Here is a 12,396-nt window from a genome sequence, read left to right as displayed (position 1 = left end):
ACAATCTAACAAGAACTTTTAAATATTTAATAAAAGAAATCACAAAGTGGGGGAAATAACAATGGAAAATAAAAAAGGGTTTTATGGATGGAAAGTTGCCACGGGATCATTCTTTATAATGGCAATGCCTTTTGCAGTAATATTTTTAGCACATTCAATATTTCTTAAGCCAGTTACAGAGGCATTAGGATTCTCAGCAACTCAATTCTCATTAGTGTTTACAATTGTGGCAATAGCAACAGCGTTAACATCACCAGTAATGGGTAAATTATTGAAAAAGTATGATATTAGATATGTTATGGCTATAAGTGGTGGGATAGTATCAATAGCATTTGGTGCATTTGGACTAGCAACTGAATTATGGCAATTTTACATATTGGCTGCAATAGTTGGGGTGTCAGCTACAGGAATCACTCAAATTCCAATTTCGAATATAATTACTAACTGGTTCCCATCAAAGAAGAAGGGCGTAGCTACAGGGATAGCTTTTGCAGGAGGGAATGTAGGATCATTTTTAACTATATTAATAATTTCTAATTTAATACCAACTATAGGATATGAAAAGTGTTACTTTATCCTAGGTGGAATTATGTTAGTAATAACAGTATTAGTTTCATTATTTGTAATTAAAGGAAAACCAGCAGATAAGGGGCAGTTTCCATATGGTTATGAGGAAAACTTAGCAAAAGCAAAATCTAAAACAGCACCTAAAAAGGAAGCGCAAGGATATACATTAAAAGAAGCTATGGGTACAAATATATTTTGGATATTTATAGCAGCAATAATTTTGCTAGGGGTAGTATTTGCAGGAGTACAAATGCATATTCCAAGTTATATGCAAAGTATAGGTCATAGTGCTAGTTTTGCATCTACAGTAACTTCAATTGTTGCAATTGTAGGTATAGTTTCTAACGTATTAATAGGAGCATTACTAGAGAAAGCTGGATTAAAAAAAGGGATGGCTACTGTTGGAATGTTCATGGTAATGGCAATAATATGTTTGCTATTAGGTAAAGTTTCAACTTTTGCAGTAGTATTTGCAGTATTGTTTGGTATGTTTGCAGCTATAGCAGCAATGGGACCATCATATTTAACAAGTGAAATGTTTGGTAAAAAGGACTATGGAACAGTATTAGGTGTAGTTATGATGTTCTTCCAGCTTGGGGGTGCTATAGGACCTACATTATCAGGATTTATCTTTGATATTACTGGAGAATATAAAATAACTTGGATGATATTTATCGTATTATTAGTTATAACTTTTGGTACATTCTTAGTAGCAATTAACATTGCAAATAAAAGGAAAGCAGCAAGATAAGTATTACTTATCTTGATTACTTAATAAATTACTATGAATTTAGGAGGATTTAGATATGAATTTTAGAGAAAAATATGGACAATGGGGAATTGTTTTAGGAGCAACAGAAGGAATAGGTAAAGCTAGTGCTTTCGAATTAGCTAAAAGAGGAATGGATGTTATTTTAGTTGGAAGAAGAAAAGAAGCATTAGAAGAGTTAGCTAAGGAAATACATGAAGAAACAGGAAATGAAATCAGAGTATTACCACAAGATTTATCTGAATATGATGCTGCAGAAAAATTAATAGAAGCAACTAAAGATTTAGATATGGGAGTCATTGAGTATGTTGCATGCTTACATGCAATGGGACAATATAATAAAGTTGACTACTCTAAATATGAACAAATGTATAGAGTTAATATAAGAACATTCTCAAAATTATTACATCACTATGTAGGTGAATTCAAAGAAAGAGATAGAGGTGCATTCATAACAATAGGATCTTTATCAGGATGGACATCATTACCATTCTGTGCAGAATATGCAGCAGAAAAAGCTTATATGATGACAGTAACAGAAGGAGTTGCTTACGAATGTGCAAATACTAATGTTGATGTAATGCTTTTATCAGCTGGTTCAACAATCACACCTACTTGGTTAAAAAATAAGCCATCAGATCCTAAGGCGGTTGCAGCAGCAATGTATCCAGAAGATGTTATAAAAGATGGATTTGAACAATTAGGAAAGAAATTCACTTATTTAGCTGGAGAGTTAAATAGAGAAAAAATGAAGGAAAATAATGCAATGGATAGAAATGACTTAATTGCAAAACTAGGAAAAATGTTTGATCATATGGCATAAAACTTATATTTGTAATAGATAGATTATTTAAGGAGTGAACATAATGAAAAGATTAGAAGGAAAAGTCGCAATAGTAACATCATCTACTAGAGGAATAGGACGTGCATCTGCAGAAGCATTAGCAAAAGAAGGTGCTTTAGTATATCTAGCAGCACGTTCAGAGGAATTAGCTAATGAAGTTATAGCAGATATAAAAAAGCAAGGTGGAGTAGCTAAGTTTGTTTACTTTAATGCTAGGGAAGAAGAAACTTACACTTCAATGGTAGAAAAAGTTGCTGAAGCTGAAGGCAGGATAGATATATTAGTTAATAACTACGGTGGAACAAATGTTAAGTTAGATAAGAACTTAACTGCTGGAGATACAGATGAATTCTTTAGAATATTAAAAGATAACGTTCAAAGTGTATACTTACCAGCAAAAGCTGCTATACCACATATGGAAAAAGTAGGCGGTGGAAGCATAGTTAATATCTCAACTATAGGATCAGTTGTTCCAGATATATCAAGAATAGCTTATTGTGTGTCAAAAGCAGCTATAAATTCTTTAACTCAAAACATAGCATTACAATATGCAAGAAAGAATATCAGATGTAATGCAGTATTACCTGGTTTAATAGGAACTAGAGCAGCCCTAGAAAATATGACTGATGAATTTAGAGATTCATTTTTAGGACATGTTCCGCTAAATAGAGTAGGAAGACCAGAGGATATAGCAAATGCAGTTTTATACTATGCTTGTGATGATTCAGGTTATGTAACAGGAATGATTCATGAGGTTGCAGGAGGCTTTGCATTAGGAACTCCTCAATACTCAGAGTATTGTCCAAGATAAATTATCTTTGCCAAATATTTTATAGCAGAGTTACAAGGTGGAAGTAGTGTAATGAATAAAAAAGCCTCACTCAAATATGATGCAGATAAGAATATCATAAGTAGGAGAGGCTTTTATTTAATTAGTTTTTAAATTCTTTTTTATAATTAATTTCTTTATTCATTTGAAATCATCCTTAAAACTTTTAAGGATATTATTCCAACTGTTCTAGTACAGTATACAAAAAAGACTGTAGGTAAATTTGCTTTACACAAATTCCGCTACAGTCCATGTAAATATAGTATTAAATTAATACTTAACTATATAATTACTTTCATCAACTAAATCAATTTTATCTTTCTTTTGCAAATAATCCATTATGATTTCACTCATATCTAGATTAATTTCCTTTAAGGCTTCAGCATTCTCATAAGCTGGGTAAACAGAGGTATTGCTAGCTCTATAATTACTTAAAACTATAGTATAGTAATCATCCATCTTAATTACTTCATCATTCTTCTTCATAGAAACAACTCTATCTCCAAATTCCTTTGATAAATCTATTTCATATGTTAGACCACCGTATGTGTCGTAGTTATAATTTTGTACCTTTGGAAGAAGGAAGTCCTTACTTATATGTACCTCATTATCTGTAGCAACAAAGTATGTAGCACTTTTTTCAATAGCCTTTTTTAATTGAGCTCCTTTAATCTTTAAAACTTTTAAAGTATTTGCATAAGGATAATTAATTAGTACATCTTTAATAGTTATATCCTTCTTAAATCCTATTGCACAGTCAAATAATGAAAGGGCAGAGAAGTCAGCATCAGAAATATCAAGTTGAATTTGATGTAATAAATTAATAAAAGGATGTCCTTTTAATCTAGCTAAGAAAATATCATCAATAATTATATCTTTATCTAAATGTCCAATTTCAGTATCTAAAAAGTCTTTTAAATCACCTTGAACGCTTGTAAATATTTTTTCTAAGCTTTCATCTATATCATCATTTAGCAATTTAACATCTACTAATTCATAAGTCAGTTCTTTTGTGTCAGTATCTAGGATAATCTTAGTAAAAGTTTGTCCATTATTAAGTGGTTGAGAACAAATAACTCCTTTTACTTTAGTTATAAATGAACGATGTTGATGACCACTTAAAATGATATCAATTGAATCAAACTCTTCTAGTAATTCACTTCCTTGATTTTCTTTAGTTAAGCTTTCAGTTGGAAGCATATGATCATCTAAGCTTCTTTCAAATCCACCATGATAACATACAACAATTAAATCAGAACTTTCTTTTAATTCCTTTTCATATTTTGCATACATATCTACAGGATCTAAAAATTCTATGTTTTTGATATTATTTTCATTTTCCCAGTTTGGTATAAATGATGTTGTAAGTCCAATACATCCAATCTTAAATCCATTAAAATCAAATATTTTATATGGCTTTGTATCAAAGGATAGGCCTTTAATATTAGCATTTATAACCTTATCTGAAACTTCAGTATATGAATTAGTTAGGTAGTCTAAGCCGTAATTAAATTCATGATTTCCTAATACATAAGCATCATAATTTATTTTCTCTAATCCTTGTATTATAGGATTACTTTTAAAATCTTTTCTAGATAAATAATTTGTAAGTACTGATCCTTGGATTAAGTCTCCGCAATCAATCTTTAATGATGCATCATAATTTTTCTCATCTTTAAGAATATAGCTTCCGATTTTAAGAATCCCAAGATTTTGATCAGTTACATAATTAGTTGGATATACAAATCCATGTAGGTCGCTTGTTTGATATATAGCAAGTTTCATAAAATTTCTCCTTTAGTAAAATTTAATAAAAAAGGTGACTTAAAAACTACATTTAAGACACCTTTTTATTTATATTATAATTCTTTTATTCCCAAGTTGAACTTAAAGTAGTTTTAAATTCTTCTAACTTTTTATTTACGTCTGAGTTATTGTCAGATAATATACCTTCTAATACTGTGTTTATTTCACGGAATGCACTATCAGCACCAGGTACAACAGGCATTACATATAAGTTTTTAGTTGCATCTGATAAGATCTTAGCTGTTAAGCTTCCAGAATTCTTATATTCATCTGATTCAATAGCACTCTTTCTAATTGGCATATATCCAGTTTCTTTAGCCCAAGTTATTTGATTTTCTTTAGTAGTTAAGAATTTTAAGTATTCATATGCTGCAGTTCTTTGTTCAGGTGTCGCATTTTGGAATACGTATAAATCAGTACCTTGTTGGATAGAAGATTTTGCAGGATATGGAGCAGCACCAACTTCAAACTTATCGCCAACTCCTAATTTAACAAAGCTTTCTCCAGCCATTGAACCAACGTACATACCAACAGTTTCATTTGCAAATGGTCCTGATAGATATTTATCTGTTCCAGCTATTCTGAAGTATCCTTCTTTTATACCATTTAAGTAATAGTCAGCAGCTTTAACTGAAGCTTCGCTAGTTACATCAAATTTAGGATCAAAAGTTTGTCCTTCATTCTTTATGAAAGTAGTATAGTAAGTATTTAATGAATCAAATCCAGCTCCTGCTATACCTTTCTTTTCTTTTATTGTCTTAGAAACATTAACAAATTCTTCGTAAGTTGTTGGTACTTTTAATTTTAATTCATCTAATAATGTTTTGTTGTACCAAATAACTTCTGTTGATTTATTAAAAGGTATTCCGTATGTTTTGCCATCTATAGTTGTTGCTTCTCTAAGGCTTGGCAGGATATCATCGTAATTATCAAATTTAAGTGTTTCATTATTTATATATTGACCTAAATCAACAACTAAATTATCTGAAATAGCATTTAACATCCAGTCAGGATATGCTTGAGTCAGTGTTGGTAGATCCTTTGGACTTGAAACAGTTGAAGTTATTTTTTGTTGTAAGTCTGGGTAACTTGATTGGTTTTGTAGTGTTACCTTAATGTTTGGATTTTCAGATGTAAACTTTTCTGTTAGATTTTGAAGAGATTTTTCTTGCTCTCCATTCATTGCATGCCAGAATGTTATTTCAACTGGTTCCTTAATTTCTGTTACTATTTCTTCATTCCCGCTACCTCCAGTACTAGCACAGCCAGTAAGTAATCCTAACGATAGCATTAAAGGTAATATTTTTTTAAGTTTCATAATTCTCTTTCCCCCCACTAAATAGTTTGTTTTTTTTCTGGTAATAATATATCTCCACATTCATTGTAAAGTCTCTCAGGACGATATGAATGAATAGGGACTAACAACTTAGGTTTTATTAAATTTATTATTTCAATTAGGTCATATGGATGAGCATGACCACTACATGATACTCTAACAAATTCAATATTATGTTCTCCAAACTTTTCTACAAAAGGCACATAGCTTGGATCAAAATCTCCTAATGGAACTGCATTTGAGTGAATATAAATTCCATTAGATTTTAATTTATCCATATGCTTAAGAGCATTTGAATCTAATTGCCAGAAGAATTCTCCTTCGTCATCTAAAAGTTTTTCAAAATCAATCTTATAATTTTCATCTAGCCCATACTCTTTATCATCTAATTGATAGTAATAAGATTGATATCCTGTAGCTTCTTTAAGTACATATGAGTAATATGCATCTAAAACTACTGTTCTAGGATTAGTCTTTATTATATTTAAAATTCTTTCTATATTAGAAATATAATAATTAAATGTTATCTGTTTTTCAGGATTATTTTTAACAATTTCATTTATCTTTTCTATTAACTCAGGTTCATTTGATATTTCTCTATCACTTACATCCTCATCAAACTCTTGGAATGAAACACTAACACCTTCTATTAATAGAACATCACATTTTTCACTTTCTTTGCAGAAGTTTAATGTAGCATCTTTTCTATAACCATGAAGTCTAATATCTCCAGTATAAGATATTACTAAATCTGGAGTTTCTATTAATAATCCACTAGCACCATAAGCATCGTGGTCAACTGGCATTACCTTTACTTTAATTTCCCCAACATTTATAACTTCGTTTTCTTTAACACCTACGATTTCTCTAGTGTTAGCCCCTTCATTTTTTTCATAAAGAGGGAATAGGAAATCATCATTAATATTTAAAGTATTTAATAATGATTTAGTACCTTCTAAAGTATATAAAGGTATATTAGGATTTAAGTAATTAACAATTTTAGAATGATCTAAATGAACGTGTGATAAAAATACTGCTGTATTTTTAAAGTTATCTTCCTTTGATTCATATCCAATCAAAGGTATTTTAGGATCAAACATATTATTTAAATATGGAACTAAATTCTCATCCAATAATCCTTGAAGATCTTCAGGCTGTACCTCTGCTTTTGGATTATATTCGCTACCAAAATCAAAGAATATATGACTATCTTCATAAGTAATTTCTATAATAGTTCCACCAATAGTTAGGATACCATTGTGGAAAGTAATTCTAGTTTTTTTATCCTTTAATACCACTCTTAACAACTCCTCTAATAATTTGTTTTCTAAAGACTAAATATAATATTAAAATTGGTACAATGGCTATTGTTGATGCAGCCATCTGTAATTGTACGTTTGTACCACTTTCTGTTGCGAAAGAACTTAATCCATTACTTAAAAGTCTCATCTCTTTACTGTTAGTTACAAGTATTGGCCATAGGAACGAATTCCATCCATTAATAAAGCTAAGTATTCCCATTGTGAATAATGAAGGTTTAGCTAAAGGAATTAAAATTCTCTTTATAAATTCTAAATCGGAGCATCCATCAACTTTGGCAGCTTTATAGTAGGAGATAGGTATACTTGTAAGATATTCTTTTAAGTAGAATATATAAAATACACTTGCAAGGGATGGAACTATTAATGCTACATAACTATCTAATAAGCCAAGCTTTGCAATTGTTTGATAGTTTGTAAATACTACAACTTCATAAGGTACCATTAATAATGCAACCATACCAATTAATAATGCATTTTTAAATCTAAATTCTAATTTAACTATAGCAAATGCAGCAAGTATAGATGTTAATATTGTTCCTAGTGTTGATAATCCTGCAACTAAAATTGTATTAAAGAAATATCTAACAAAAGGAGCTTGTTTCATTGCTAGTGCAAAGTTTTCCCACTGAAGCTTATCTGGGAAAAGTTTTGGTGGAATACTAGTTGCTTCTTGGAAAGTCATAAGACTTGATAAAATCATATATACAAATGGAAACAGCGTAATCAACGCCATGATAATAATAAATGTTTTTGATAAAACTAAATTAATCTTCTTCATACGCTCACCTATTTAGATAATTTTTTTAATATTTTATTTTGAATTAATGTGAAAATTAAAATTAATATAAATAAAATAACTGCAGCAGCCATACCCTGACCATAACGATTTTCTACATAGAACTTATTAAATATATAGAAAACAGCAGTGGTAGCACTATCTGCAATACCAGCTTTTCCATTGAATATAGAAAATACCTGAGCATATACTTTAAATGCATTAATAAAATTAACCATCAATAGGAATGTAATAATTGGTAGCATTTGTGGAAGAGTTATTCTAAAGAATTGCTCAATCTTTGATGCTCCAAACATATCAGCAACTTTATAATAATCTTTATTAACATTTCTTAATCCAGAAAGTAATATAATTATATTAAAAGCAAGTCCAGACCAAATACCAAATATAATAAGGGTAACCATACTCATAGCAGGATTGTCTAAGAAGTTTACTGGATCAACACCTACAATACCAAGTAAGTAATTTACAAATCCATAGTCTTTATTTAATAAAAATCTAAACACAATACCAACTGCGATAATACTTGTTAAATATGGTATAAAAAATATAGTCTCAAATATTTGTTTATGTTTTATCTTCTCGTAAATTGTAATAGCAATAAACATTGAAATAATAAGCCCTAAAGGTACAACAACAAATGCATAAATTGATGTGTTTGTTATTGCTTTATGAAATTTTGGATCTTGCAATACAAATTCATAATTCTTTATCCCATTAAATGCTAAGTTGTTTAAAGTTCCTTTTTGGAAGGACATGATGAAGGTTTTGATTAATGGTAATACATTGAATATTCCTATTATTATCAAAGCGGGTAGAAGGAATAGCCATGCCTGTGGAGAATTCTCAGCTCTGTACTTAAACTTTTTAAATTTAAACTTTCTCATTAGTACACTCTATCTCCATTCTCTTTGAATATGTAAATACCACTATAATCAATATCAAGACCTACTTTATCACCTTCAGAAACTTTGTTGCTTATATCTGTAATTAATCTTGCATCTATACCATTAATATTGAAGTTTAATATGCAATCTTTTCCTATTAATTCAACATAATTAATTTCAGCTTTAAATAAAGGAGAATTACTTATTTTAAAATATTCAGGTCTAATACCAACTATATAATTTTCTTCATTTAACTCTTGTTTAAATCTATTTTTATCTAATAGACTTAAATCAATTGAAAGGTCTTTGCTTTCCAAAACATTTCCTTTTTTCTTCATATCGAATATATTAATAATTGGATTTCCCATAAATTTAGCTACAAATAAGTTTGTAGGTTCTAAATATAAATTTTGAGGAATATCGAATTGTTGAACAATACCTTCATTCATAAGTACTATTCTGTCACTTATAGACAAAGCTTCTTCTTGGTCGTGAGTAACGAATATAGTAGTGATTCCAATCTCCTTAACAAGCTTTCTTATTTCTTCTCTTATTCTTAATCTAAGTCTTGCATCAAGATTACTTAAAGGCTCGTCCAATAAAAGAATCTTAGGATTTTGAACTAATGCTCTTGTAATAGCAACTCTTTGTTGTTGACCTCCTGACATTTCACCAGGTTTCTTGTCAGCTAACTCTTCAATACTTGTAATTTTCATATACTTCTTTGCAATTTCCATTGCTTCATTTTTAGGTTTCTTTTTATTTCCAACAGTAAGAGGAAACATAACATTTTCAAGTACAGACATATGAGGATATAAAGCATAGTTTTGGAATACTAATCCTATATTTCTATCTTTAGGATGTTTATCGATAACTGACTCATTATCAAATCTAATATCTCCGCTAGTAGGATCTAATAATCCAGCAAGTAGATTAAGTATAGTAGTTTTACCACAACCACTAGGTCCTAAAAGACAGATAAGTTCACCTTCATTAATTTGAAGGTCAATGCTTTTTAGAGCTTCATAACCGTTGTTATAAACCTTTTTAAGTTTTTCGATATGTATCATAGTTCACCTCTATTATTAATATTTGATTTTTCTCAATACACTTTAGTATTTTGTTCATTATTTAGCTTATATTACATATTAATTTAGTATTTTAATTAATATATAATATTTTACAATGTTACCACCTTTATAATACAACAATGTATAAAATTATTAAAGATTTTTTGAATAACTTTATATTTATGTGAATTTTTTTAACAAAATTTTAACTAAAACAAAATTTTTCAACAAAAATTTAACTTATTTTTATTAAAAGGAGAAAAGTGATATAGTTTTACATCCTCTTTATATGCGTCTTTTTCAAACATTTTATTTTTCTCTTAGTTTTTCATAATATTTTTATGTTACTAATTAATTGTCATTAAAACGATTTCATGATAACATTATAAACAGGTAAATATTAACAAAGTTCTATAAAAGACTGTTTGTTAGGAGGAGAAGATGGGAAAGTTATTAAAGTCTATTGTAGCTATAGCAGCTACATCATTAATTCTTGTAGGATGCACTACTAGTGGCACAAAGGATCAAGGGGAAACATCTAATAGTAAGAAGGAAATAAAAAAAATTCTCTGGGAACAGGGGGGAGAATTGGAGGCCCAAAAAGGTTATAGTAAAAATATTGGTACCGCAGGTGTACTTGCAGGTAAATCAAATGGTTTTATTATTGTTGGTGGGGGAGCCAATTTTCCTGACGAGCCAGCTGCAAAAGGTGGAAAAAAGAAATTGTATCCAGATATCTATGTATTAAAAGAAGAGGACGGAAAATTAAATCAGGTAAATCATACAACATTAGACTATGAAATTGGTTACGGAAGTTCAATAACTACTGACGAAGGAATTTATTATATTGGTGGAAGTCCAGATGAGAAAGAAGGAGATAATATTACACTTATTACAGCTGATGATAAGGGTAATATAACTACAAAACACATAGGGGATTTACCATTCACTCTTAGCGATGGTATTGCAGTAAAAAAGGATAAGAATATATATGTTGGACTTGGAAAGCAAAATGGAAAGCCAAGCAATAAATTCTATAAATTCGATACTGAAAATGGCAAAACAGAAGAATTAGAATCTATTCCTGGAGAAGATACTAGAAATCAAGCTGTAGCTCAAATTTTAGGAGATAACATATATGTATTTAGTGGAGGAGATAAGGTTGCTTATACAGATGGATATAAGTATGATATAAAAAATAATTCATGGAGTAAGGCCTCTGATGTTAAAATCGGAGATGAAGATATTTCTCTTTTAGGAGCAAATTCAGTTAAACTAAATGAAGATGAAATGCTTGTAATAGGTGGTTTTAATAAAAAGATCTATGACAATGCTGTAGATAAGTTAGGATCATTAAAGGATAAAGAATTAGATGATTTTAAACAATCTTATTTTGGAGCAGATCCTCATGAGTTTAATTGGAACAAAAAAATGTTAATTTATAATGCTGCTACTGATAAATGGACATCCATAGGAGAAGTACCATTTAATGCACCTTGTGGAGAGGGATTAGTTCTTGATGAAGACCATATATATTCAATAAATGGAGAAATCAAGCCTGGTACTAGAACAGACAAAATTTATTCTGGAACTTTAATTTATTAATACTCTGTATGTACACTTAAAAATATTAGTGTTAATTATCTAGAGATTTCCAAGTGATTTTTATAAGTAAATAATAAAAGAAATAAATGAAAAAATAGCCTTAGATATTGATACAACTTATCTAAGGCTATTTTTATAATTGAAACTTATTTATTTTAACATATCTAATATTTCATCTTCTGGAAGTGAAGAATCACAACGAACTTCTATTTCTCCATTTTTACTAATAATAAATCCTGGTACAGTTGCAATATTATATTGCTTTCTAAATGAGCTAAGTCCATCATCAGAAGAATTTTCACTATCTACATAATAAATAGTTGTATTAATTTCATTAGCCAATCCACTTAATTTTTTAGTAAACTTACGGCAGAATGGACATGTTCCTCGACCAATATAAATAGCAGCCAATTCTTCACTAGATAATAACTTATCTGCTTGTGTAGAAAGTACTTTTTCAAATAGTTTTACATCCTCTTTATATGTGTCTTTTTCAAACATTTTATCTTCCTCCTAGCTTTTTAGAATATTATACCAAAACTAAATTAATAATCATATAGATAAA

General features: G+C 29.5%; 11 protein-coding genes. 4 read left to right on the top strand and 7 right to left on the bottom strand.

The genetic code is table 11. From position 1 onward, the window contains the following. Nucleotides 1–61 precede the first annotated feature (61 nt). The 3 genes from ACQPUW_RS11515 to hdhA are packed head-to-tail and all read left to right on the top strand — an operon-like array spanning nt 62 to nt 2,991. Nucleotides 62–1,318, top strand: coding sequence for an MFS transporter (locus ACQPUW_RS11515; protein ID WP_430837644.1), 1,257 nt, complete (start codon nt 62–64; stop codon nt 1,316–1,318). Between the two features lie 55 nt (nt 1,319–1,373). Continuing rightward, entirely contained in the window at nt 1,374–2,159 is a 786-nt protein-coding gene (hdhB, locus tag ACQPUW_RS11510) for a 7beta-hydroxysteroid dehydrogenase (protein WP_430837643.1), read from the top strand. 43 nt (nt 2,160–2,202) lie between these two features. After that, nucleotides 2,203–2,991, top strand: coding sequence for a 7alpha-hydroxysteroid dehydrogenase (gene hdhA / locus ACQPUW_RS11505; RefSeq protein ID WP_430837642.1), 789 nt, complete (start codon nt 2,203–2,205; stop codon nt 2,989–2,991). A 288-nt stretch (nt 2,992–3,279) separates the two neighbouring features. Here hdhA and ACQPUW_RS11500 read toward each other — a convergent pair whose 3' ends face one another. The 6 genes from ACQPUW_RS11500 to ACQPUW_RS11475 all read right to left on the bottom strand — a co-directional run bounded on the left by ACQPUW_RS11500 (nt 3,280) and on the right by ACQPUW_RS11475 (nt 10,226). Then, a complete protein-coding gene (locus tag ACQPUW_RS11500; protein ID WP_430837641.1) occupies nt 3,280–4,794 on the bottom strand; it encodes a bifunctional metallophosphatase/5'-nucleotidase in 1,515 nt (504 codons plus the stop codon). A gap of 85 nt (nt 4,795–4,879) precedes the next feature. Then, a complete protein-coding gene (locus tag ACQPUW_RS11495) occupies nt 4,880–6,133 on the bottom strand; it encodes an ABC transporter substrate-binding protein (protein WP_430837640.1) in 1,254 nt (417 codons plus the stop codon). A 17-nt stretch (nt 6,134–6,150) separates the two neighbouring features. Next, nucleotides 6,151–7,449 (bottom strand): MBL fold metallo-hydrolase, encoded by a 1,299-nt coding sequence (locus ACQPUW_RS11490; RefSeq protein WP_430837639.1) that lies wholly within the window; start codon nt 7,447–7,449, stop codon nt 6,151–6,153. Beyond that, a complete protein-coding gene (locus tag ACQPUW_RS11485; protein ID WP_430837638.1) occupies nt 7,433–8,251 on the bottom strand; it encodes a carbohydrate ABC transporter permease in 819 nt (272 codons plus the stop codon). The genes ACQPUW_RS11490 and ACQPUW_RS11485 overlap by 17 nt, the downstream gene beginning before the upstream one ends. An 8-nt stretch (nt 8,252–8,259) precedes the next feature. Further along, nucleotides 8,260–9,156 (bottom strand): carbohydrate ABC transporter permease, encoded by an 897-nt coding sequence (locus tag ACQPUW_RS11480; protein WP_430837637.1) that lies wholly within the window; start codon nt 9,154–9,156, stop codon nt 8,260–8,262. Further along, on the bottom strand, nt 9,156–10,226 hold the full coding sequence (locus ACQPUW_RS11475) for an ABC transporter ATP-binding protein (RefSeq protein ID WP_430837636.1): 1,071 nt from the start codon (nt 10,224–10,226) through the stop codon (nt 9,156–9,158). The genes ACQPUW_RS11480 and ACQPUW_RS11475 overlap by 1 nt, the downstream gene beginning before the upstream one ends. Nucleotides 10,227–10,667: 441 nt before the next feature. Here ACQPUW_RS11475 and ACQPUW_RS11470 point away from each other — a divergent pair, with 441 nt between their 5' ends. Continuing rightward, nucleotides 10,668–11,831, top strand: coding sequence for a cyclically-permuted mutarotase family protein (locus tag ACQPUW_RS11470; protein ID WP_430837635.1), 1,164 nt, complete (start codon nt 10,668–10,670; stop codon nt 11,829–11,831). 150 nt (nt 11,832–11,981) lie between these two features. Here the strand turns inward: ACQPUW_RS11470 and traF are convergent, their stop codons facing one another. After that, nucleotides 11,982–12,332 (bottom strand): conjugal transfer protein TraF, encoded by a 351-nt coding sequence (gene traF, locus ACQPUW_RS11465; RefSeq protein WP_430837633.1) that lies wholly within the window; start codon nt 12,330–12,332, stop codon nt 11,982–11,984. Between the last annotated feature and the right edge of the window lie 64 nt (nt 12,333–12,396).

The sequence above is a fragment of the Clostridium sardiniense genome (genome assembly GCF_050584765.1).
In the GTDB taxonomy this organism is placed as follows: Bacteria; Bacillota; Clostridia; order Clostridiales; family Clostridiaceae; genus Clostridium; species Clostridium sardiniense_A.
Note: the sequence above shows the minus strand (reverse complement) of the source record. Positions and strands in the feature narration are given on the sequence as shown.

Excerpts from the sequence above, each read along its gene's own strand:
- ACQPUW_RS11515 (WP_430837644.1), top strand. The coding sequence starts at position 62 with ATGGAAAATAAAAAAGGGTTTTATGGATGGAAAGTTGCCACGGGATCA.
- hdhB (WP_430837643.1), top strand. The coding sequence starts at position 1,374 with ATGAATTTTAGAGAAAAATATGGACAATGGGGAATTGTTTTAGGAGCA.
- hdhA (WP_430837642.1), top strand. The coding sequence starts at position 2,203 with ATGAAAAGATTAGAAGGAAAAGTCGCAATAGTAACATCATCTACTAGA.
- ACQPUW_RS11500 (WP_430837641.1), bottom strand. The coding sequence starts at position 4,794 with ATGAAACTTGCTATATATCAAACAAGCGACCTACATGGATTTGTATAT.
- ACQPUW_RS11495 (WP_430837640.1), bottom strand. The coding sequence starts at position 6,133 with ATGAAACTTAAAAAAATATTACCTTTAATGCTATCGTTAGGATTACTT.
- ACQPUW_RS11485 (WP_430837638.1), bottom strand. The coding sequence starts at position 8,251 with ATGAAGAAGATTAATTTAGTTTTATCAAAAACATTTATTATTATCATG.
- ACQPUW_RS11480 (WP_430837637.1), bottom strand. The coding sequence starts at position 9,156 with ATGAGAAAGTTTAAATTTAAAAAGTTTAAGTACAGAGCTGAGAATTCT.
- ACQPUW_RS11475 (WP_430837636.1), bottom strand. The coding sequence starts at position 10,226 with ATGATACATATCGAAAAACTTAAAAAGGTTTATAACAACGGTTATGAA.
- ACQPUW_RS11470 (WP_430837635.1), top strand. The coding sequence starts at position 10,668 with ATGGGAAAGTTATTAAAGTCTATTGTAGCTATAGCAGCTACATCATTA.
- traF (WP_430837633.1), bottom strand. The coding sequence starts at position 12,332 with ATGTTTGAAAAAGACACATATAAAGAGGATGTAAAACTATTTGAAAAA.